The organism is Streptococcus suis (assembly GCF_019856455.1).
Lineage (GTDB): Bacteria > Bacillota > Bacilli > Lactobacillales > Streptococcaceae > Streptococcus > Streptococcus suis_AE.
In genome coordinates this window covers 539,613-562,375 of record NZ_CP082205.1, presented here as the reverse complement: position 1 = coordinate 562,375, position 22,763 = coordinate 539,613, and the positions used below count along the sequence as shown (strand labels likewise).

19 protein-coding genes and 1 pseudogene are annotated in these 22,763 nt (G+C 39.6%); 3 read left to right on the top strand and 17 right to left on the bottom strand.

Translation table 11 applies throughout. From position 1 onward, the window contains the following. Positions 1-62 precede the first annotated feature (62 nt). The 6 genes and pseudogenes from K6969_RS02825 to K6969_RS02800 form a co-directional block, all read right to left on the bottom strand. Entirely contained in the window at positions 63-299 is a 237-nt protein-coding gene (locus K6969_RS02825; protein ID WP_002939206.1) for a YneF family protein, read from the bottom strand. Between the two features lie 204 nt (positions 300-503). Then, entirely contained in the window at positions 504-1,634 is a 1,131-nt protein-coding gene (locus K6969_RS02820) for an ISAs1 family transposase (protein WP_321537463.1), read from the bottom strand. 101 nt (positions 1,635-1,735) lie between these two features. Then, positions 1,736-1,876 (bottom strand): annotated as a pseudogene (locus K6969_RS02815) (diaminopimelate decarboxylase); the annotation flags it as partial. Between the two features lie 2 nt (positions 1,877-1,878). Beyond that, entirely contained in the window at positions 1,879-4,461 is a 2,583-nt protein-coding gene (locus tag K6969_RS02810; protein ID WP_171942878.1) for a hypothetical protein, read from the bottom strand. After that, complete coding sequence (locus K6969_RS02805) at positions 4,448-7,171, bottom strand: P-loop NTPase fold protein (protein WP_029174414.1); 2,724 nt, start codon at positions 7,169-7,171, stop codon at positions 4,448-4,450. The genes K6969_RS02810 and K6969_RS02805 overlap by 14 nt, the downstream gene beginning before the upstream one ends. Positions 7,172-7,273: 102 nt before the next feature. Beyond that, positions 7,274-8,521: a diaminopimelate decarboxylase gene (locus K6969_RS02800; protein WP_171942877.1), complete on the bottom strand. Its 1,248-nt coding sequence runs from the start codon at positions 8,519-8,521 to the stop codon at positions 7,274-7,276. Positions 8,522-8,654: 133 nt separating this feature from the next. Here K6969_RS02800 and pepC point away from each other — a divergent pair, with 133 nt between their 5' ends. Continuing rightward, positions 8,655-9,986 (top strand): aminopeptidase C, encoded by a 1,332-nt coding sequence (gene pepC, locus K6969_RS02795; RefSeq protein ID WP_171942876.1) that lies wholly within the window; start codon positions 8,655-8,657, stop codon positions 9,984-9,986. Between the two features lie 48 nt (positions 9,987-10,034). Here pepC and K6969_RS02790 read toward each other — a convergent pair whose 3' ends face one another. The 3 genes from K6969_RS02790 to K6969_RS02780 are packed head-to-tail and all read right to left on the bottom strand — an operon-like array spanning position 10,035 to position 12,027. Then, the gene (locus K6969_RS02790; protein WP_171942875.1) at positions 10,035-10,736 is read right to left on the bottom strand and encodes a Bax inhibitor-1/YccA family protein; all 702 of its coding nucleotides are present in this window, start codon (positions 10,734-10,736) and stop codon (positions 10,035-10,037) included. 21 nt (positions 10,737-10,757) lie between these two features. Next, positions 10,758-11,240, bottom strand: a complete 483-nt coding sequence (locus K6969_RS02785; RefSeq protein ID WP_002942738.1) for an HD domain-containing protein — start codon at positions 11,238-11,240, stop codon at positions 10,758-10,760. 46 nt (positions 11,241-11,286) lie between these two features. Then, the gene (locus tag K6969_RS02780; protein WP_171942874.1) at positions 11,287-12,027 is read right to left on the bottom strand and encodes a TrmH family RNA methyltransferase; all 741 of its coding nucleotides are present in this window, start codon (positions 12,025-12,027) and stop codon (positions 11,287-11,289) included. A gap of 130 nt (positions 12,028-12,157) precedes the next feature. Between K6969_RS02780 and K6969_RS02775 the strand changes: the two genes are divergently transcribed. After that, positions 12,158-12,439 (top strand): acylphosphatase, encoded by a 282-nt coding sequence (locus K6969_RS02775; protein ID WP_024378319.1) that lies wholly within the window; start codon positions 12,158-12,160, stop codon positions 12,437-12,439. A 66-nt stretch (positions 12,440-12,505) separates the two neighbouring features. Next, positions 12,506-13,420, top strand: a complete 915-nt coding sequence (gene yidC / locus K6969_RS02770) for a membrane protein insertase YidC (RefSeq protein ID WP_029174418.1) — start codon at positions 12,506-12,508, stop codon at positions 13,418-13,420. Between the two features lie 323 nt (positions 13,421-13,743). Here yidC and greA read toward each other — a convergent pair whose 3' ends face one another. From greA to K6969_RS02730, 8 genes are all read right to left on the bottom strand, one after another. Next, positions 13,744-14,226, bottom strand: coding sequence for a transcription elongation factor GreA (gene greA / locus K6969_RS02765; RefSeq protein ID WP_171942873.1), 483 nt, complete (start codon positions 14,224-14,226; stop codon positions 13,744-13,746). A 73-nt stretch (positions 14,227-14,299) separates the two neighbouring features. Next, positions 14,300-16,117 (bottom strand): endolytic transglycosylase MltG, encoded by a 1,818-nt coding sequence (gene mltG, locus K6969_RS02760; protein WP_321537462.1) that lies wholly within the window; start codon positions 16,115-16,117, stop codon positions 14,300-14,302. Positions 16,118-16,188: 71 nt separating this feature from the next. Next, positions 16,189-16,674 carry a GNAT family N-acetyltransferase gene (locus K6969_RS02755; RefSeq protein ID WP_171942871.1) on the bottom strand — a complete coding sequence of 162 codons (486 nt, stop codon included), beginning with the start codon at positions 16,672-16,674 and terminating at the stop codon, positions 16,189-16,191. Between the two features lie 55 nt (positions 16,675-16,729). Beyond that, positions 16,730-18,061, bottom strand: a complete 1,332-nt coding sequence (gene murC / locus K6969_RS02750) for a UDP-N-acetylmuramate--L-alanine ligase (RefSeq protein ID WP_171942870.1) — start codon at positions 18,059-18,061, stop codon at positions 16,730-16,732. Position 18,062: 1 nt separating this feature from the next. Beyond that, a complete protein-coding gene (locus K6969_RS02745; RefSeq protein ID WP_024376675.1) occupies positions 18,063-18,725 on the bottom strand; it encodes a hypothetical protein in 663 nt (220 codons plus the stop codon). Between the two features lie 78 nt (positions 18,726-18,803). After that, positions 18,804-21,896, bottom strand: a complete 3,093-nt coding sequence (locus K6969_RS02740; protein WP_171942869.1) for a DEAD/DEAH box helicase — start codon at positions 21,894-21,896, stop codon at positions 18,804-18,806. A 139-nt stretch (positions 21,897-22,035) separates the two neighbouring features. Continuing rightward, positions 22,036-22,344, bottom strand: coding sequence for a hypothetical protein (locus K6969_RS02735; protein ID WP_029174421.1), 309 nt, complete (start codon positions 22,342-22,344; stop codon positions 22,036-22,038). 1 nt (position 22,345) lies between these two features. Next, positions 22,346-22,684, bottom strand: coding sequence for a hypothetical protein (locus tag K6969_RS02730; RefSeq protein ID WP_029174422.1), 339 nt, complete (start codon positions 22,682-22,684; stop codon positions 22,346-22,348). Positions 22,685-22,763 lie beyond the last annotated feature (79 nt).

Genomic DNA, 22,763 nt, shown 5'->3' with positions numbered 1-22,763 from the left:
CTAGCCTTTCTTTTCTACTCAAAAAATGGGATCTGGGAATGAATATCCCAGTCCCAGTTTGATTATTTTTTCTTGCTTGCCACTTTTTGTTGGCTCTTGATTTGGCGAAGTACTTGTTGTACTTTTGCTTCGCTTGGTTTCTGCCCCATTTGGCTCATCATCAAACGCAAAGCATTTTCATCCAAAACTGGCTTATCAGCAATGTAGTTTTCAACTTGTTTGCGTGACAAGTAAATACCCAAGGCTACACCACCTGCAAATGCCAATACAATAAGTAAAATTGCTAAACCTAAGTTCATTTGTCAATCTCCTGACTCTTCTAAAAATAATTCATTCGGAATTGCCCTGCGACAATCTCTTAATGAATCTATTATACCAAATTCAGAAGGCTTTTCCAAGACTTACCTGTCAAAATCCACGCCATACGCATGAAAACTTTCTTCTCTCCTTTTGTCCCCGGAAATAACCGCTTTAAACTTAGTATCTACCTTTATACAAGCACCTTATCCTCGATGTCCAAATAATTGTGGCAAATAATCCTCCAAATGGACAGAAATATAGCGTTGTTTACGCCGGTAACTCAACTTCTCCTTAGGGAAGATCATCAGTTGCAAGAGATGAAGACAAACTTTACGAATAGCATTTAAATTGAAAGCAGCTCGTTTATCTAAGGTTTGGTTCTTATCTTCTCGGTAAACCACATCTAACAACCAATGTAGGCTCTCAACCGACCAATGACCACGAACAACCTGTGAAAATGTCTGCACATCACCCTTGAAACTGAGGATAAAGTATCGAACTTCTTCCGTGATGATACCGTCTTTATCAATGGTATTCTTAGCCATACCAATTCCACGAAGTTTTTTCCATTTTGGATGGCGTTGACTCAACCATTTCACATCGTGAGAAATCCAGTAGTCCCTCACCTCAATCTGACTGCGTGCCTTTTCGATGGTCTGATAATGACAGCCTTTCGCCGTCAACTTAGATAACAATTTGGCGTCACTAAAATAGAGGTCAATATCCTCATGGAGATTGCCTTGATTTCCTTTGACTGCCAAGCAATAATCACCCTTACCGCCGATAATCACATCCACTATATCAGTCTGTGTTCCCATCGCATCAATCGTAACGACACTCTTACGAAGGTCTAGCTGACGCAAGAGGCGAGGAATGGCTGTGATTTCATTACTTTTATCCTCAACAGCTACCTGACCAAGACTAAGCCGATTACCACCATCATAGGCAGTGACAATATGAGTAGGGGATTGGTGTTTTCCTCGGTTCCCCCGAATCGTTTTTCCGTCAACGGCAATCAATTTGGAAAAATCAGTTGCTTCAGAAGAGACTTCAAAGGACAGTTTCAGTTCCTGTAAGAAATCTGGATTGACCATACTCACAACACGTTCCAAAGTGTCATGAGAAGGACAGCCGACACTCAAGTCAACGTATTCTCCCAAAACAGACTCGTTCATTTCTATGAAATCTTCCATCTCTTTCCACGTTTCACCCCCTGCCAATTGACAAACGAAAACCAGAAACAGAATAGTAGATAAGGGATAGCGGATTTTCCATGCTTGACGGCTATCATAATCTTCTTTGTGCTCTTCTATGGATAAAAGAAAATCAATCAAAGTAGTTCACCTCTATTCTAGTGTACTACTTTGATTGATGTTTGGTTATGATTTTCGCTTTCTGATTCTGAAAACGAAATTTTCTTCATGCGTTTGGCGTGGTCAAAATCAAAACCGTAAATGGTCGCGAAATAATCCTCTGGTGTTTCAGCACGACGAATCATACGCGTTGTGCCATCTTCCTGTAAAAGAATTTCAGAGGAACGCAGACGACCGTTGTAGTTGTAGCCCATGGAGAAGCCTATCATTTTTCCCTGATAAAACTTTGTTGCATAGACTGTTCACGTAGGTAATCAATGTACTGATATACTTTCTCTGGCTTAAACCCTTCTCTCAAAAGTGTTGCTGTTACATAAGCATATTCTAAGGAGAGGTCCGTCTGAAAGACAGCACTATCGTCTGTATTGATTGAGATTGAAATATCAGGTAAGTCTCTCTCAATAAGTCCTGACTGGTTAAGCTCAAACCAAGGTAAATCAATGTATTTATTAACAAAAGATATCTTACGATTGGAACTTGGATTGCATTCTACACAAATTCCCATCCTCTCCACCTTCCGTCTAAGTAAGAGCTGTGTATATCTCACCGCTTGAATGTATTGCGAATTTGCTTCTTGAAAAAATGGCTCATTATGTAGCTGTTTGAAGTTTTTAGAATAATGGTATTGGTAGTAAAGGATGCGAGCTCTTTGATTCTTAAAGGACTGCTTATGATATGCGTGACGATCATTTAGACCACATTCAGATGACTTAGTTAATTTGTAATACTCTTCTTCAAAATCATCAGTTGGAATCATTTCTAACAAATCGTGATAGAAAGTAGGGTCATCTCCTCTTAAACAGTAACTTGCGTAATAATCTTCCAGCGTAAACTGATCCAAGCCATCCTTCTGCAGCTGTTCATTTCGAATAGTCTCCACTAGAATTGCCTTAATTTCTTCGAAATGATCTCTAAGGTACTGTAGTATTTCATGCGACTCCTTATCTTCAATCTTACGATTTTCCTTGATAAAGAAGTACATCCAAACAATATCATCAAAATATTCCTCTAACGTAGAGTGAATTTTATTTCGCTTGGTCATAAAATACTGTTGGATATCTAATCCTAAAGCTAGTGCATGCCCTAGTCGGTCTCCTCGCCTATAACCTATAAATTCAATAACCTCATCAATCGCCCGCAAGCCATTGGCTATGGTTACATAGTCTTCACCCACATGGTAAGTGAGACCGAAGAAACGTTGCTGATCAATACTTGCTCTCACCTTTCTAAAGAAAGGTCCAAATATTTCTGGCCGAACATTGTGTTCGTAATTGGCAGTATCTAGCCCAATAATCTTAGTCGAGGGAATATAATTTTCATCATCTTCTGAAAAGAGAGTCTGCTCTCTCAGTCTATTCTCAGCTTCAAATAGTTGAAGCAATACATCGGTGGTCTTTTTAATCACTGCCAATGATTTCTCTTTTCTAGACAATCCATCTTTTTCAGTGAAATCATTTTTATCTTTTATGAGATGAACAATGACTCCGTAGTCTAACTGTCTATCGCCATATTCTTCACTTATTTCACTATTAATACCTTGTAGCTTCTTCAATAATTTGTTGTAATCCGCTACACTAGTTTTAGGAGCAATTCGAAATTCTACCTTTTTGACATTTCTCTCGCTGTAATATTTATCAAAAGTCGAGCGAATGGTATCATCCTTTATGTCTCTATCTTTTGAAAGCATATCTTCTTTAATGTCTTCGCTCAATTTGAATTTGGAAAAGCCCATGCCAATATTGGTTTGATACAAGAAAGTACGAAACTGATTCATGGATAGCAAGTAAACATTCAATACGAATACATCAAACTTGCTTAGTCTATTATTAAGATAATAACGAAAGATATCTGTCAAGTACTGTCTTTCAACAACATAGGAACGTTTCTTTATGTCAAACTTCCCAGAAGGAACATTCAGTTTGTAGTAATCTTCAAAGTGCTCTCTCAGGTATCTCACCTTTTCCTGCAATCTTCCGACAAGGTATTGGTATTCATCAAGATTTTTGGCTGAGAAAAGATACAATATATCCTGTTCCATCAATCGTTCACTCTCTACCGTATCTGAATCCTCACTTGCAGATTTTTCTTTGCTACAGAAAATCAGTTTTTGAAATAAGAATAATTTAATCAACCTCGCCTTGTAAAAACCTAATATTTTTTCTTCGTAACGAATTCGCTGATCTTTCAGAATCTTTTCGAAATGATCAAATGTAATTCTGCGGCTAATTGAGAAATCATGCCAACTCATTTCAGTTGTATAACCTGAGCCTTTCAGATGCATATGATTTTCGGAAATACCTTTGGATAAAATAGCATTCAAACGATCATTATCATGCTGTACTCTATGGAAGGAGTCTTCTTCAATCTCCTTGCCAGACAATGCTGCCTTCATCGCAAATAAAATAGAAGGATCAATCTTATCAACAATGCCATTCCATTCTAACAAATGATCAAATGATACAGTTAACTGTCCAGCCTTATAAAACAAGTACTGATCTGCTATATACCTGTAAAAATTAAGGCAGTTGCAGGGATAAGAGACTGGTGTAGGATACTTAATTTTATCTTTATAAGAATCTAGAATCAGCAAAACCTCCTCACGCTGATTCGTATCCCTATACTCTTCCAGATAAATCTTTGTTATCTTTTCTCGAAAACTATCGTTATTCAAATCAAAGTAATCCAATAAATCCTGTGTACGCAGTCCAGAATTCCTATCGAAATCCAAAGCAACACTCAAAGGAAAGACTTGGTGAATCACCTTTAGTAAACGATCAATTTGATTCATCGGCTTCACCTAATTTGTTAACAGTTTCAATAAAATCTTGGATGAATTCCACATATAATTTCTGTTTTCTGTGTAATTTATCAACTAAAACTTGAATACTTGGATATGTTTGACCAATTTTTTTCAAAGACTCTCTGAATTGTGAAAGATTTCCAACATTTATAGTGTCACTTGCATACTTTTCTAATTTGACAATAGCTTCTGAAAAATGTTGAAGCAACTCCTTATTGCTTTTTATTTCTGCTATAAAGGGAAGCTGATGTAACCTTGAGAGAATTCTACTCATTCCAATATGATGATAAATAGCAGCCAATTTCTCCGCAACCTTCTTGGCCTGTTCATCTCTCTTCTGTTCTTCTGAAAGGGCCGAAACATCCGTTGTCTGCTTATCTGATATTTTTATTTGCTCTGCAATATCTACCAGCAAATGTAATGCTTCAATTTTAGTTCCAAATACTGTATCAAAACTTTTATACCAGTGCTTCAAATCATGTGCTCTTTGATTACTGCCTTGCCATAACCCGAAAACTATCTGTTTGGCTATATATGCAAATTTTCCTTTATTATTATTTTCATTATAATTGTGTCGGACAAAGACATCTATGTGGAACATATTTGACATAAAATAAGGGATGGTATCGCCTTCTTCCTCAACAAATCTTACTACATTATACATCAATAAGTCTGCCTTAATTGCAAAAGCAAGGAAATCAATTTTATAGAAAGTTGCAGATGTTAATTGAAGAGGCAAATAAGAATACAGATTGCGATAGCGGAAGACCGACTCTCTTTTACCAATATTTCTCTGTATTTGCCCTTTAGCAGCTACCTCTGAGTTAAGAAACAAGCTCTTAAATAAGCGAGAATATTCAGGTAAATCATCATCCTTAAGCCACGAAATCAGATAGAAATCATCATCTCTACTACCAGATCTATCATAGTTAAAATTCTGCGGCATAAATTGAGCATTCACCAGTTCAAGGTAGGCTTGCAAGGCAGGCACTTTTTCAATAGCAGTCATAATATGTTCACGATATTCTTTGTCCGTAAGCTTCGTCGCCTCTTGCTCGTGATTCTTTTCTATTTGTAATTCCTCTGTGGATGTTGCCATATAGAAAGTCGTCGCCTCTTCCTTGACATGAACAAATAGCTTGTGATGAAGTACAACATTATAAAGCAACTCTGATAACCGCAAGGAATAATAAACCTTTAATATATACACTATGTAATAGGTGTCCGCAGATATTCCCTCAGTATACTTCAACTCTTCCATTAATGCATAAATATCTCCCAGTGTTATATTATAAGGTTCCATTGTTCGTAGAGTTAGTGGATAGCCTGACTTAGATAAATTTAGTGGATACCCTAACTTTTGATTCTGTTCAAATGACTCTTGATAGTAGGACATCAAAAAATGATAAGCTAGATAGTTAGCTTGATGAGATTCTGCTAATTCCCACTTTTGAAAAAATTCCATCGTAGCAAGATTGAAGTAGGTAGAGTTCTTATAGCCTATATACCTTCTGAAAGCACCAATATTCTTTCTTAGCCCCTCAACTCCAGCTAACTTATCCATACTCCGTGTGATCACCTGCATGCTATGCAACTCCTCGCATAACTGGACCATCTCCCGTAGGGTTTTGGGCATTAACCGACTGGCCTCCTCACGAATATCAATTGGATCTAGTTTCAGGTTCGTTCGGTAGAAAATACTCTCATAGAACCACTCTCGGATGGTTAGATTGTTTTTATTTTTTTCGGAGTCCTTTGTAATAAATTCAAGATTTTCCCCTACTCCATAACTAGGGTCTAAACTAGCTAGGAACTCTCCAATAGTTTTGTTCAATAATTCATCTTGTTTGAACAAAGGAATTCTATTTGATAGGGGAACTAATTTGGTTAAAAATCGTTCAATTTGACCGAAAATAGCATTGGAATCAATAACCCCATGATTTAATAATGCTTCATTACCTTTTGCAAGATGTTCAAACATGGATTGTTCCAATTGTCCTTCCTTGTAGGCAAAAATGACAATTAACTGGGAATCTAAGTAATGCTGAATATCTCTCAATAGGTCATAGACGAGATTATTTTCCACCAAGTCTAAATCATCAATAATCAAGACTAGGTCCTTAATTACCTCTTTGCAACTATCTTGTCGATTATTCAACACTTTTTTAAAATAACAAAAAAGTTCTTTAGTCTCCTCATCTAAGAAGGTGCGATGAGACAAATCAGTTAACATTTCAATTTCTGGCTTACTTTGTTTGAAATAGTCGGATTGCTTCTTTTCAACCGCAATAGCATTCATCACTTTTTTTAAGTGTTGTATCAGCCTGCCTCTATCATGAACATCATGTGAATCAATAAATTGATCTATTTCTCTATAGATAGAAGAAATGACTATTTCCAAAATATTTAGATGACTAGACAATACAGTCGGACTAACAATATCAAAGACATAATAATTCTGTTTTTCTAAGACCAGCTTAAGTGTTTCAATAAAGGAGGTCTTCCCTGTCCCTCTATCACCTGTAATGGCAATATTCCTCGAATGAATGCCTCCTACGGTGTCCATGTGCTCCAAAATAAGATTTACTTTGTCAAGTTGAGAGGAGAATATATAATTTTTGACCTCTTCTGTCTCTTCTTTTTCAGAAAATTCTTTTTTTATTACTTTTTTATATTTCTCCCAATTAATCTTTGTCATGTCCTGACCTCCTTATTTATTTGATTTTATTATACTACAAAAAAAGAAGTCCCTCAATATTATTTGGACTTCTCTATTCTTATTAATAAAGATACAGTTGACTTACCTGTCAAAATCAAAACCGTAAATGGTCGCGAAATAATCCTCAGGAGTTTCAGCACGACGAATCATCCGCGCTGTGCCATCTTCCTGCAAAAGAATTTCAGAAGAACGCAGACGACCGTTGTAGTTGTAGCCCATGGAGAAGCCGTGGGCACCACTGTCATGAATGACCAAGGTGTCTCCTACTTCTGCCCGTGGTAAGTCACGATTAACCGCAAACTTGTCATTGTTTTCACAGAGGGAACCTGCCACATCCACCACTTCGATTGGCGCATCTGGGCGCGTGATATTGGTGATATGGTGGTAGGCGCCATAGAAGGCAGGACGCATGAGGTTGGCTGCCGATGCATCGACACCAATATAAGTCCGATAGGTTTCCTTACGATGGAGCACCTTTGTAATCAAGTGACCGTGTGGCGCCAACATAAAGCGACCCAATTCTGTAAAGATTTTGACATGCCCCATACCAGCTGGCGTGAGAATTTCCTCGTAAACCTTACGGACACCCTTACCAATGACAGCAATGTCGTTCGGTTCTTGCTCAGGACGATAGTTGACCCCAATCCCACCTGATAGGTTGATGAAGTCCAAGGTCACACCTGTTTCCTCACGAATTTCCAAGGCCAATTCAAAGAGTTGACGAGCTAAGACAGGATAGTAGTCATTTGTTACTGTATTCGAAGCTAGAAAGGCATGAATACCAAATTCCTTGACACCTAGCTCTTTCAGTTCCTTATAGCCTTTCATGAGCTGGTCTTTGGTCATCCCAAATTTAGACTCTTCAGGATGATCCATGATGTCCGTTCCCAGCGAGAAGATTCCTCCAGGATTGTAACGGAGACAGACCGTTTCTGGAATCCCAGCAACATTTTTCAAAAACTCAATATGTTCATAGGCATCAAGGTTAATGGTCGCCCCAACTTTTCTTGCATAAACAAACTCTTGCGCCTGGGTGTCATTGGATGTAAACATGATGTCCTTGAAGCCCAATTTTTCACTCATGAGCACTTCTACATCTGTTGCACAGTCCACTCCACACCCTTCTTCTTGAAGAATTTTTAAAATAGCTGGAGTTGGAGTCGCCTTGACCGCAAAATATTCCTTAAATCCCTTGTTCCATGCAAAAGCTGCATTTAAGGCACGGGCCTTCTCACGAATACCTTTTTCATCATACAAATGGAATGGTGTCGGAAATTGCTCCGTAATGGTTTCTAAAACTTCTTTACTGACAAATGGTGTCTTGGTCATATCTCTACCTCATCAAATATTTTTCTTATTATATCACAAATATGTGAGGAACTGTAGCTTTCAACTCCACCAAATACTTGCAAAATAAATTATGAGCGCTATAATGTGATTATCATTAAAAAAGGAGTAATATATGTCAACACTAGATTTTGATTTTACAGAACGCTTGTATGCCAACTATCTAGCTAATCCAAGCCTACAGGCAACCGAAAATGCCGTTAGCCATAACGGGCTTTTGAAATCCTTAGAAACACGCCAAAGCGCCATCGACAATGACTATGTCTTTTCAATCGACTTGACAAAGGACGCTGTTTCAAACCAAAAGGCTTCTGGACGTTGCTGGATGTTTGCTGCATTAAACACCTTCCGCCACAAACTCATCTCTGACTTCAAACTGGAGAATTTTGAGCTATCACAGGCCCATACCTTCTTTTGGGATAAATATGAAAAATCCAACTGGTTCCTCGAACAAATCATTGCCACAGCTGACCAAGAAATTGGTAGCCGTAAGGTAAAATTCTTATTGGATACCCCTCAACAAGATGGCGGTCAATGGGATATGGTTGTTGCCCTATTTGAAAAATATGGTGTGGTACCGAAATCCGTCTATCCAGAATCTATCTCATCCAGTGCCAGCCGTGAGCTCAATCAGTACCTTAACAAATTGCTCCGTCAAGATGCACAAATCTTGCGAGACCTCCTTGCCAAAGGAGCATCTCCGGAAGAGGTTCAAACACAAAAAGAAAACTTGCTTCAAGAAATCTTTAACTTCCTAGCTGTTAACCTTGGACTCCCTCCACGTAGCTTTGATTTTGCATATAGAGATAAAGACAATGTCTATCACCGCGATACAAATGTGACACCTCAGGCATTCTACGAGAAATATGTTGGTTTGAAACTATCTGACTATGTCTCCATTATCAATGCTCCAACTACTGATAAACCTTACAATAAATCTTATACAGTCGAATTGTTGGGGAACGTCGTTGGCGCCCCTGCTGTCCGCTATCTCAATGTAGAAATGAACCGGTTTAAAGAACTGGCTATTGCTCAACTCAAAGCTGGTGAGTCCGTTTGGTTTGGTTCCGATGTCGGTCAAAGTAGCAACCGTCAAACTGGTATTATGGCAACCAACACCTACGACTTCTCTTCAGGTCTGGATATCCATTTCCATCAAGACAAGGCTGGAAGATTAGACTACTCCGAAAGCTTGATGACCCACGCTATGGTCTTAACTGGTGTTGATTTAGATGACAATGAGCTACCTCTCAAATGGAAAGTAGAAAACTCTTGGGGTGACAAGGTTGGTGACAAGGGATACTTCGTCGCATCAGATAGCTGGATGGACGAGTACACTTATCAGATTGTTGTCCGAAAAGAATTCCTCACACAAGAAGAATTAGCAGCTTATCAAGCTCAACCACAAGTCCTTGCCCCATGGGATCCAATGGGAGCTCTAGCATAACAAACGACATATAAAAAAGAGGGCAACCCTCTTTTTTATATGTCATAATTAGTCTCTACTCAAACCACCAAAGATACGGAGTAGGTTGAGGAAGAGGTTGATGAAGTCAAGATAGAGCTGAAGCGCCATGAATACGACCCAACCTTGGCCAACATTACCACCAGTTTGTTCGAAAACATTGCGGATACGTTGGTTATCATAAGCAATCAAACCTGAGAATACCAAAACAGAAATGATAGACATCATAAAGCTTAGACCAGAGCTACGAAGGAAGATATTAACAACACTTGCAATAATAATTCCCCATAGAGCTGCACGCAATGCCTGGGCCATACCAGAAAGATCCTTCTTCGTTGTCATCCCAATCACAGCCATGATAGCAAACATAAGAGCCGCTGACACGAAGGCGAGTACAACTGTTTCGCTAGTATAGAACATCAAGATCATGCTGATGGTAATCCCATTTGTTACTGAGTAGGCAAGAAACATTGGTAGAGCCATCGGGCTATTTTTAGCTGCCATTGCTGAAGCAGAAACAACCAAGGCAATCTGACCAATCATAATCAGCATCATGATGATGGAACCTGCACTCAGCAGACTAAGCAATAAAGATTGAAAGACGGTCACAGCCAAGAAAGAAACTAGAGCTGACAGACCTATTCCCATGGCAACCACACCATAAATTTTACCGAAGAAACGGTTGAGGGCGGTATTATCCACCTGATTAATAATAAATGAATCGTTATTCATACTATTCTCCTTTAAATCATCTTATTGAAAACGGAAGACCTTACGATTTTTCCACTTGTGTTGTAAGGGCAGACTCCACTCTCTCACAGCCCAATACTTATCCACACATGTCACAATCCAGGATTCCTTGTAGCGAGGAGGAGCGATTGTCGCACCAAACATATGCTTCACAATGATGTCTTCTTCTAGTTTATTGAGTTGAATGAGTTTCTGAGCATTGCGTTTAGCAATTCGTGGATGAACCCAAGCATGGCTCTTGTTGAATTTGGTATCTCTCCAATCATAGAAGAATAAATCATGCAATAGACCACCACGAGCTGTTGACTTGGCATCCCAACCAAATTTTTTCGCAATCTTATAGCTTGTATAAGAGACATTGATGGAATGCTCCAAGCGCGTGGAGTAATAATGATGAGGAATTTTCCCCAATTTTTGCACCTTGGGTGTGGCAATCAAGTGCCCCACGTAATGCATGTATTCTTTATCTTGTTTATATGCAACCATTCGTTAACCTCGTTGGAATATTATACCACACTATAGTACAATTGGCTTAAATAAAGCTAAACAATAGAATACCCGCCGCAATGGCTACATTGAGGCTTTCCGCCTGACCTGGCATGGTAATATGGACAAGTTGATCCGCCTCATCGGCTACAAAAGTTGAAATTCCTTGACCTTCATTTCCCATGACCAAGGCAAAACTCGGATTTGGCGTAACTTCCTTATAGTCAACTGACTGACTAGAGAGGGTTGTTGCCAAGATTTGTAGCTGATTGCTTTTTAAAGCAGAAAAAATAGCAGTCATAGGCATCCGATAAACTGGCAAGTGGAAATGACTCCCTTGCATGGAACGCAGAACTTTCATATTGTAAATATCTGCCGACTTATCCGATAGAAATACTCCATCAAAACCAGCTGCATCAGCTGTACGGATCATGGTACCAACATTTCCAGGGTCCTGCACATCCTCCAGAACCAAAAATTTTCCTGTTAAGACATCAGGTAAGGTCTGATTTAGTAAGGACAGTTGAGCTACTACCCCTTGCGGTGTCCGTGAGTCTGCTAAATCCTGCATAATATCTGAACTGACAACTGTTACATTGGATAAACCAGCAACCCGATGAACATGTTCTTCTGATACCAAGATATGTTCAATAGGTACTTTGGCCGCCAAAGCCTCCTCCAACAAATGCCAACCTTCAATCAAATAAGAAGAAGTACGGTATTTTTTCTGTTGTAATTTCTTAACCTGCTTGACCAAATGATTGGCCTTTGAGCGAATGATCTCCATGAATGCCCCTTTTTCTTTTACTGCTCAGCAACTTCAATTTCCCAACGGCTAAATCAATTATCTTGATTTTTGAACAGTCTTACCCAACCATGATATAATAAAGTAAATGTCTTGTCAAAAGGAGAAACTTATGCGAAAGGTAAAAATGATTGCATCTGGTCGTGTGCAAGGAGTCGGCTTTCGTTGGTCTGTTCAATTTTTAGCTGTGGAAATAGGCGACATCTACGGCAGAGTTTGGAATAATGATGATGGAACTGTCACCATTTTAGCTCAGTCAGATAATGCTGAGAAGCTCAGCCATTTTATCCATGAAATTCGGAAAGGGCCTTCTCGTATGGCCAAAGTTACCTATCTAGATATCACCCTAGCCAACTTCGAAGACTATAAGGATTTTCAGGTGGCGTATAGATAAAACTTGTATATTTTGAACAAAAAAAGTAAAATAGAATGTATCTTGTAAAAAAAGGAATGTATCATTTTGAAAAAGAATAAACGAATTTTATTAACAGGTCTGGCCCTGTCTACGCTAGTATTTCTATCAGGATGTGTGCAGACAAAGAACGGTGTTCCTACTGGTGAAGGTTGGGTCTACAACTTCCTTGTTGCCCCAATGGGAAACCTGATTAAATTCTTCGCGGAAAACCAAGGACTCGGTTTCGGCGTTGCTATTATCATCGTGACATTGATTGTTCGTCTCTTCATCATGCCACTAGGTATTTACCAATCTTGGAAATCAACCTATCAGTCTGAGAAAATGAATTACCTCAAACCAATTTTAGGTCCAATCCAAGAACGCATGAAAAATGCAAGTTCCCAAGAAGAGCAATTAGCTGCCCAACAGGAATACTTTGCTGCTCAAAAACAATATGGCGTCAGCGTATTTGGTGGAATGGGCTGCCTTCCTATCTTGATTCAAATGCCATTCTTTACGGCACTCTTCTATGCAGCTCGTTACACGGAAGGAATCTCAGAAGCAACCTTCCTTGGTATTGATCTCGGTTCTGCAAGTCTCATTCTAACAGCTATTGCTGGTATCCTCTACTACGCTCAATCACTTCTGATGCAAGTCGGTATGGACGAAGAACAGAAGAAACAAATGAAAGCTGTGGCAATCATGAACCCATTGATGATTGTTATGTTCTCTTGGTCTTCACCTGCTGGTGTTACCCTCTACTGGGTAGTCGGTGGATTTATCGGTCTTATTCAACAAGCTCTTACAAACTTCATCTTGAAACCACGTATCCGTGCTAAGGTTGAAGAAGAATTTAAGAATAATCCTCCAAAACCATATAAATCAACTATCAAGGGTGTAACTCCTAAAGCATCCGCTATCATCGAAGAAAAAACGTCTAAGAAATCAAACCGTAACGCCGGTAAACAACGTTCTAGATAAAAAATCGCAACCATCTGTTTCAGATGGTTGTTTTCTTATATAGACACTATGTAAAGACCCCCAGTTGAGAATTCGTGGATTTATAGTCGAGTGAATTAGAAACAGGACATATCTAAGTTTGTCAATTTGAGAACTCTAAAGTTATTTTAGGAGTGGGTTATTAACACTATAACTTAAAACTGGCCTTTTCCTAATTCAAACCACTATACCTGTACACTAGAATAAAAAAATAATCAACTTCTAACAGGAATTACCACACTCAATTAGAGGTCTTTACATATTGTCTATACAAAAAGAGAGGATCTTTCGACCCTCTCCACACCTTATTTCGTTTTTTCAACCTTCAAGATTTTTACATCATAACTACCAGCAGGTGTTTCAATTGTTGCAACATCTCCTGTTTTTTTACCAATCAAAGCATGACCAATTGGGCTTTCGTTTGAAATCTTGTTTGCAAAGGCATCTGCACCCGCAGCACCAACGATATGATAGACATCTTCCTCGGTCTCACCAACTTCTTGAACAGTCACAGTCTTGCCAATTGCTACTTCATCTGCAGCAACTGCATCACTGTTTACGATTTCAGCATAACGAATTTTTGTTTCGATTGTTGAGATTTGACCTTCAACAAAAGCCTGTTCATCTTTAGCTGCTTCGTACTCAGAGTTTTCTGAAAGGTCTCCGTAAGAACGAGCAATTTTAATACGTTCAACAATTTCTGGTCGACGAACTAACTTTAGTTCCTCTAGTTCTTTTTCTAATTTTTCCTTTTCTTCCAAGGTCATTGGATATGTTTTTTCTGCCATTTGTCTTTCCTTTTCTTTTATTTTTCATGAAAACAAAATTATGTGGAAAACCACATAATTTTGTTATAAGAATTTACTCATTATTAAGATGTGCATTTACATACTTAGCAACATTTTGGTTATGTTCATCAATATTATTTGTAAAGTAAACACTTCCAGTTGTAACATCTGCTACAAAGTAAAGATAGTCTGTCGTGTTGGCATTAATCACTGCCTCGATAGCCGAAAGGCTTGGACTATCCACTGGTCCAGGCATCAATCCTGGTGTCCAATAAATATTGTATGGTGACTCAATTGATGTATCAATCGCTGCATCTTCTGCCAGAGTTGTTTCTTGACCAAGTTTACCCTGAGCATACAAGATTGCAATATTGGATTGTAGAGGCATTGCTGCATTCAAGCGGTTAAAGAAGACACTTGCAATGTTTCGACGATCTTCATCAGTAGAACCTTCTTTTTCAACCAAAGATGCCAAGGTAAGAACTTCATTTACAGTCAAATTCTTAGCAGCAATCGTTTCATAATATGGTTGTAAACGATTATCCATCGCGGCAATCATTTGCTCAACGAGCTCTTCGATAGTTGTTTCGTCGCTGTATTCATAAACCGCTGGGAAGAGGTAACCTTCCAACTGATAAATAACTCCACTATCAGCGGCTGGTAAGCTGGCAAACAATTTTGGATAAGTAGCAACCATTCGATTAATAAAATCTTGGTTGGTCACAGTAGCCATAAATTGTTCTGTGGTAAATGGTGTTTTATCATTTTTATCTTCTGTCTTGGTATTATCTGTAATAGCCTGAGCAATTTGTGTCAGTGTATACCCTTCAACAATCAAAATCTTACCTGCGGCTTCTTTTTGAACTGTCGGAGTGCCACTTTCTTGAAGTGCTTTGGCGATGTCATCCACAGACATATTTTGTTTTAAATTATAAAAACCACTTTGGAAATTATTATAGCTCTTAATTTTAGAGTAGTAATTAAAAATAGTAGCATTCTTAATCAACTTATTATCGACTAAAATTTTACCAATTTCTAAAGTTGAAGATCCTTCTGGAATCTCTACCTGAATAGCTTCTGTAGCTTTTGCATTAACTGGTTCCAGACTAGATTTTACCCACATATAACCAGTAACACCTGTCACTAGAACCGCCACTACAATAATCGACATGATAACAGAGACAATGCGTTTCGCAGCGTTATCTTGTTTTTTACGACGTTGCTTGCTTGTTCTGTGGGTTGTTCTTCTTCGGGGTTGTGTTTCCTGCATCTGCTTGTCTACTTCTGGAACAATAGCCGTTGTCTTTGGAGCTATAATTGTTTCTTCCAGTGAGATAACCTCTGTATCACCCGTTACAGCTGATACATCTTCCGTTGGAAATTCCAAAAATGTATCTTCCAAAGAAGACTTCTCTGAAAGGACAGGCTCAACTGGTTCGGAAACCAACGAGCTTGATGGAGCCTCGTCAAATTCTACAGTATTAGCCGCTACAAGGTTTCGTAGCTCTTCCAAGTTCCTCTCCACCGTATCTTGAGGAACCGGACTTGAAATGACTTCTTTTTCAATCACAAAAGTCTCTGGAGTAGCCAAAGTTTCTGATGTTGGCTCTTCAATACTTTCCGTCATCACTTCTGATTCTTGCTGTTCTTCTGGCAAGTATGAATCAGGGAAAGCAATACCTTCTACTTTTACAATTTCAGGCTCTCTATGGAGGGCTTTTTCTTCGGCAAGACTAGGCTGGAGCTCGTTGATAATTTCGTTACGCTTATCAACAAGAACATCCGCTGATTGTTCCGCCAAACGTTTCACCTTCAATTCTTCCAAATCTCGTAAAATTTGATCGCGGAAGCTTGAAGACTGCGTGTTTTTTTCATTCGTATCCTTTGTCACGCTGTTACTCCTTTCACACAGTTACTATACATTATATCTTAAAGGCTTATGAATTGCAAGAACTTCCCTTTCTACAAGGCTTTCCAGTACATATCACTCCATATTTGTCCTCCAAATTGCGACAAGGAGGGGCCAAAGTCTTTAAACTGGTTCATTTCATAGTAGCCAATCAAATACTCCTTACAGGTTAGAGCAATACCTTCAAATCCTCCCGCTAAAGCCACTTCTTTTATGGCTGCCAACAAAAGAGTCCCCACTCCCTGTCCCTTATAGGTATCCGCTACGGATAGACTGGCAATAGCTAGGTGACCGCCTGTCGGCATGTCACTATCTGTCAAGTAAAAAATATCGTCTGTAACAGTCTGCGAAACAGAAGGACAGGATAATAAATAACCTGCTATTTCCCCATCGTGTTCCATTATTAAACAGGTTTTACTCAAAGCATTCAGATAAATGGCAAGAACAGACTCAGCTATCCGTTCCTCTTTAGAAAAATTGGCATTTTCAATCAAAACAACTTGTTCTAAATCCGAAGGAGTAGCAAAACGAATTTCCATAATTTTCTCCCTTATATAGCGGAAAAACAGGGGCCATAGGCCTCCGTCTTTCTTTTTATTGGACGTTATTTGTAAGATTTGACAAGAGTCTTTCGAAGGAATATTCATAGGACTGAATATCACCAGCTCCCATAAATACATATACTGCATTGTCATGGTCTAAAAGTGGTGAAGTATTTTCAACTGTAACAAGTCCACCTTTTTTGTTGATTTTAGCTACCAAATCTTCTACCTTAACCTGACCGTTGTCTGTTTCACGCGCTGAGCCATAGATTTGAGCAAGGTAAACTGCATCTGCTCCATTCAAAGCATCTGCAAACTCATCGAGAAGCGCAATGGTACGAGTGAATGTATGTGGTTGGAAGATGGCTACCAACTCCTTGCTAGGATACTTCTGACGTGCCGCATCAATGGTTGCAATGATTTCCGTTGGATGGTGAGCAAAGTCATCAATGATAACAGTATCATTGACAATTTTCTCCGTAAAGCGACGTTTGACACCTCCAAATGTCTTCAAGTGTTCTGCAACCAGTTGCAAATCAAATCCAGCAATATAGAGATTAGCAATAACAGCTGTTGCATTCATCACATTATGCTTACCAAAGGTTGGAATTTGGAATTCTCCCAACTCTTCTTCACCATGGCGAACTTTGAATTGTGAACCACTTGTAGAAGGCTTCAAGTCATAGGCAACAAAATCATTATTGTCTTCCAAACCATAATAGTAAATTGGAGCATTTGCCGTGATACGACGAAGTTGCTCATCTTCACCAAAAACGAAGAGAGCTTTTTTTACTTGCTTCGCATAATCATTGAAAGCATTGAAAACATCCTCTAGACTAGTGAAATAATCTGGATGGTCAAAATCAATATTGGTAATGATGCTGTATTCAGGATGGTATGGGGCAAAGTGACGTTCGTATTCATCGGATTCGAACACAAAATACTGAGCATTTGCCGAACCGCGACCAGTACCATCACCAATCAAGAAGGAAGTATCTGTGATATTGCGCATAACATGTGCCAATAATCCCGTTGTAGAGGTCTTACCATGGGCACCAGCAACACCGAGGCTCGTAAAACCTTTCATAAATTCACCTAGAAATTCATGGTAACGTTTGTAGGTATAGCCCTGGGCATCAGCATAAGCGATTTCCACATTGTTATCTGGACGAAAAGCATTACCAGCAATCAATTCAACATCTGCTGTAATATTTTTCTCATCAAACGGTAAAATCTGAATCCCAGCTTGTTCAAGCCCACGTTGTGTAAAGTAGTATTTCTCTACATCACTCCCCTGAACCTTGTGCCCCATTTGATGCAACATAAGAGCAAGTGCGCTCATACCTGATCCCTTAATTCCGATAAAATGATAGGTTTTTGTCATGTTATCCCTCTTCTATATGTGTCAAATTCAATTCTTGTGCCACTTGGCGATCTCGTTGTTGTCTGCGCTCAGGATAATTGTAAACCTGACTCTTTCTTAAAAAGTCATACGAATTTTTCTTTATAACCTGCTCCTGTTCTCTATCTTCTTTCTTCAAAGAATAGACAGCTGGCATATCAGCGAGAATATAGTCTGTCTGACGTAGGTTGTCCGCCAAACGTGTCAACCGACCTGCCTTAGATTCAGTTGTTGAAACGACAGGAGGTTTCACCACAACTTTAGCTGGTGCTGGTTTTTCATCTCTTAAGTAGGTTGCTGATCGTTTTTTCTTCAAGTCTTCTCTAGCCTGTTCACGAGCCAACTGCCCCTGTGTTTTCACTGGAGAAGGCTTCGTTTTAGTCAGTTGCTGAAGGCGTTCCTTGCGAGAATAATGGCTTGGCTTAGCTTCAAACAGAGGAGGCAGGAGCTCATCTTCCGTTTGTGCTACTGGTTTTGCCGACGCAACTCGCTGTGAATCGGTAGACCAGCTAAATTCCTTTTCTTGATAAGGTCCCCTGATATTGCTAATCAGGTCGCTCTCATCATATAAACTCATAATTGGATTTTCTCCAACTAGTACCTCATCATCTGCGACTAGTGGAAATCTTTTTTCATGTCTAATCATAAGTCATCCTTTCGAACCCTTATTATACCATACTTAGGCCTTATTTCCTAATTCTACGCTGAGTCAACTGATTCCATATCACTCAATCCCTAAAATCTCACGAATATCCTCAACCGTCAAATTCGCTCGGCTTTCATTGCCATCAAGGACTGTTTTGACAAGGTTCTTTTTATTTTCTTGCAATTCTTGAATCTTCTCTTCGATTGTCCCTCTAGTAATCAGGCGATAGCATTCAACCTTTTCAGTCTGCCCCATGCGATGAGCCCGGCTGATAGCCTGAGCTTCCACGGCAGGATTCCACCAAAGGTCGACTAGGATGACTGTGTCTGCACCTGTCAAATTCAAGCCAACGCCACCTGCTTTCAAGGAAATGAGAAAGGCATCTCGACTTCCTGCATTGAAGGCCTGTGTCATTTCTTGGCGTTGGTTAGCAGGTGTTGAACCAGTCAAAGTATAGGATGTCATCCCAATTTCTACCAGCTGTTCTTCTATTTTTTCCAGCATATTTCTGAATTGGGAGAATATCAAGACCCTGTGTTCACCTTCTTTTAGTTGCAAGAGTAATTCTTTCAAACTATTGAGTTTGCCACTCTCACCACTAAACTCTTCCATGAAAAGGCTGGGGGTATCGCAGATTTGACGTAAGCGAGTAATTCCTGATAGGATTTCTATCTTGCTACGATTGATTTGAGCATCATCTGCGCCAGCTATTTGAGTCCGCATTTGTTGAAGCTGGGCTAGGTAGATGGCTTTTTGTTCATCTGTCAGTTCATTAAGTACATTGACTTCTATCAAATCAGGCAATTCCTGAAGAACGTCTTCCTTATGACGTCTGAGAACGAAGGGTTGAATGGTCCGCGCAATGTCCTTGGCTGCTAATTTACCGAAGTCTTGTTTACCTGGCAATAAACCTGGTAAGACAATTTGGAAAATGGACCAGAGTTCCGTCAAATGGTTTTCAATCGGCGTACCTGAGAGGGCAAAGCAATTCCCAACCTCAAACTCACGCAGGAGCTGTGCAATCTTAGATTGGGCATTTTTCATGACCTGCGCCTCATCTAAAATGAGGTAGTCAAAGCGTTCCTGTCTATAGAGTGCGACATCCTGTCTGAAGGATGGATAGGAGGTAACTAAGACTTGGTGCCCATTGGCAATGATCTCTTCACGCTGTTCTTTGTTTCCATGAACAACTGCCACATCTAAACTTGGAGCAAACCGCTTGCACTCATCTAACCAGTTATAAATCAAGCTAGACGGTGCCAATATTAAAACTTTGGAATCTTTTGTCATCCGACTGGACAGAAAGGCGATAGTTTGCAAGGTCTTTCCAAGCCCCATGTCGTCAGCTAAAATTCCACCAAAACCATACGTATCCAGCATAGTCAACCACTTAAGCCCTGTCTGCTGATAATCCCTAAGCGACGTTGTTACTTCCACAGCAGGAAGCGGGAACAAATCTGGCTGAGCTAGATAGCTTGCCATTTCCTCAAATTCCTTGGAGAAACTGACTTGGTTGAATTGTGACAAGGATTGAGCCAATTGGTAACCGGCAAGAGCATGGACTTGTACCTGCCCCTCCTTACCATGACGGGCCCGCAAATAGATTAGGGTTTGACTGATTTTCTTGGTTTCCTCATCAAAAACAAATACCTTACCGCTCGGGCTAGTATAGTGGTCCTCTTGATTCAGCAAGGCTGTAATCGCCTGATCGATTTCAGATTGTTCAATACCTGATAAGTCAAACGAAATATCCAAAAGTGATCCGTTACGCACAATTTCTAATTGAGGTTTGGCTTCAATATATAAAGCCTGGAGCTTTTCTGCTAGATGAACCTGCCCCATTTTTTGTAATATAGGCAATTGTTGTTGGAAAAATGGATAGAGCTCCTGCTGACTAAGAGCCGCTCTCTGGGCATGATATATTCCCCTAAAGCCAGCTAAACGAATAGCCTGATAGACCCTCTCCAAATGTTGGAAATGGCTGGCAAAAGGCAGGTGAGCCAAATCCTCTTCACTCCTTACCTTACGTCCATCAAAATCCAAAACCAATTGGAGTGATAAACTTTCATTTGCCTCCATCTGAATATGAAATTCTGGCTTGAAATCATGAATGATGAAGCGTTTAGGTGCCTTAACAGTCCCAATTGTCTGCAAATCCAGCAAGCTTAAAGCCAGACGATTTTGGTCAGGGAAATCCACCTGCACTTTTCTCAAACCTGATTCGGTTGGAACAAGTTCGGAAATTTGGTAAATCAGATGTTCTTGATGGCGATTGACACTATAAACCGTGCCATTTACTAAGAGATAGCGCCCATGAAAAAGAGGTCGGACTGGTTTTTCGTGAATAACCATTTCAATCATCTGCGTGTGAACGGTCACCTCAAAATGATAGAGCCCTTCCTCCCCTGTCAACGGAAGAACCATCAAGGAGGAATAGGACTGCTGTTGATAGGAAAAGTTAAAATGTTCTAGCTGATTTAACAGCTCCAACCCCTCCTCAAAATAAGCTTGTGGCAGACGAAAATGTCGTCCAAAATGAGTAAGAATATCCGAATCTATACCAACTTTCTCTGGTACCAAGGCCCAGAGAAAATCCAGGAGAGCCTGACTTGGTTCATCAAAATTTTCATAAGTAACTTGCTCATAATAATTTTTACCTATCTGATAGTGACCGTTGGCTTTCACAATGCGCAAAAAAGCTCCGATGTCCCGCACAATGTACGAACGTGTATCTGGCAAGCGGGTAATTTTCAAGGTCCAATCTATCTGACGATCATAGGGCAATAAGCTCCCTTCAACTGATAACTGATACTTAAGCCCCAGTTCAGGTTCTGGCCGCAAAATTTCATCTAAAAAGAGACCGCCAAAATAAGTCCGACGGACGGTTTCCTTATGTTGTTCACCATCTTCTTTCAAAGACTGCTTCATATCCTTGCCTGAGGCATCATTTTTTAAAAAATACTCCGTGGCAGCTAGGTGTTGACAGTAGCCCTTACTTTGAAACAAGTGACAACTACACTGCAGATCACTATCCTCGTCGCTGTAAACAAAACGTTCTCCAGCAATATCCAGCACCATCTTTCCATTCTCACTATGAAGAACAGTCAGTTTTCCAGCCTCGTACAAATCAATTCCTTCTTGGCGAATCCGCCCTGGCATCATGCGACCCATTCTAACTCCTTTATCCTTCAACCAATCATCAGCTTTTCTGTAAAATATATCTAAAATATTATCTTTTCATTATAGCATATTTTCAATTTGAATTGTTTCAATAGGTATCAAAAAAACACCAGCTGGTAAACTGGTGTCTCTAATGAATAGCTAAATAATAAATCGTTGCTTGCCACATTTTCAAGATTGTTTTTCCGCTTTTCCAAAGCCAAAATAGGGCAAATAGCAGGAAAACAACTGCCACTACTACGTTAATCAAGCCTTTTCCAACCAAGAAAAACTTGAAAAAGAAGACGGTCACACTAATAAGCAAGGCAAGGAGTAAAACATGAACCAGAACTCCCAACCAGCCCAGCCAGTAGCGAATTCCAAAGGGAGGGTGTTTCTTTTCATCGAAGTCTGCCAGACCAGTCAAAAACTCAACTAGCAACTCACCAAAAAATTCCATACTAGACTTCCTTTCTCAGCTGTCGGTAATATTTGGTTCGTCGAATCATCATCTTGATAGCTTTAAAGGAAAGTAAGGTTAGCATACTAGCCACGAATAGACAAAAAAGGAATATCACAACCAATGGCTGTTTATACTGATGATAGACCATAATTGAACCACCAGTAAAGGCGATAAAATAGGATGCCAAAGTCACAAAATTGAGCCAAATGCAAGCCACCAGTCCCAACCAATAACGAAATCCGAAAGGTTTGTATTGACTGTCTTCATAAAATACAAGAAAAAATGATGAAAAAGAAAGCAATATCAAAAAAGAACGCCAAATCGGAACCGTTACCATACCAACACCTCCAAGTCCATTCTAGCATATTTACGAATAATTGCAAAGAGGGAGTGGGACAGAACTCGCAAATTGTTAA

Bases quoted from the DNA above. Each gene is read 5' to 3' on its own strand.
- K6969_RS02825 (WP_002939206.1), bottom strand. From the start codon at position 299: ATGAACTTAGGTTTAGCAATTTTACTTATTGTATTGGCATTTGCAGGT.
- K6969_RS02810 (WP_171942878.1), bottom strand. From the start codon at position 4,461: ATGAATCAAATTGATCGTTTACTAAAGGTGATTCACCAAGTCTTTCCT.
- K6969_RS02805 (WP_029174414.1), bottom strand. From the start codon at position 7,171: ATGACAAAGATTAATTGGGAGAAATATAAAAAAGTAATAAAAAAAGAA.
- K6969_RS02800 (WP_171942877.1), bottom strand. From the start codon at position 8,521: ATGACCAAGACACCATTTGTCAGTAAAGAAGTTTTAGAAACCATTACG.
- pepC (WP_171942876.1), top strand. From the start codon at position 8,655: ATGTCAACACTAGATTTTGATTTTACAGAACGCTTGTATGCCAACTAT.
- K6969_RS02790 (WP_171942875.1), bottom strand. From the start codon at position 10,736: ATGAATAACGATTCATTTATTATTAATCAGGTGGATAATACCGCCCTC.
- K6969_RS02785 (WP_002942738.1), bottom strand. From the start codon at position 11,240: ATGGTTGCATATAAACAAGATAAAGAATACATGCATTACGTGGGGCAC.
- K6969_RS02780 (WP_171942874.1), bottom strand. From the start codon at position 12,027: ATGGAGATCATTCGCTCAAAGGCCAATCATTTGGTCAAGCAGGTTAAG.
- K6969_RS02775 (WP_024378319.1), top strand. From the start codon at position 12,158: ATGCGAAAGGTAAAAATGATTGCATCTGGTCGTGTGCAAGGAGTCGGC.
- greA (WP_171942873.1), bottom strand. From the start codon at position 14,226: ATGGCAGAAAAAACATATCCAATGACCTTGGAAGAAAAGGAAAAATTA.
- K6969_RS02755 (WP_171942871.1), bottom strand. From the start codon at position 16,674: ATGGAAATTCGTTTTGCTACTCCTTCGGATTTAGAACAAGTTGTTTTG.
- murC (WP_171942870.1), bottom strand. From the start codon at position 18,061: ATGACAAAAACCTATCATTTTATCGGAATTAAGGGATCAGGTATGAGC.
- K6969_RS02745 (WP_024376675.1), bottom strand. From the start codon at position 18,725: ATGATTAGACATGAAAAAAGATTTCCACTAGTCGCAGATGATGAGGTA.
- K6969_RS02740 (WP_171942869.1), bottom strand. From the start codon at position 21,896: ATGGGTCGCATGATGCCAGGGCGGATTCGCCAAGAAGGAATTGATTTG.
- K6969_RS02735 (WP_029174421.1), bottom strand. From the start codon at position 22,344: ATGGAATTTTTTGGTGAGTTGCTAGTTGAGTTTTTGACTGGTCTGGCA.
- K6969_RS02730 (WP_029174422.1), bottom strand. From the start codon at position 22,684: ATGGTAACGGTTCCGATTTGGCGTTCTTTTTTGATATTGCTTTCTTTT.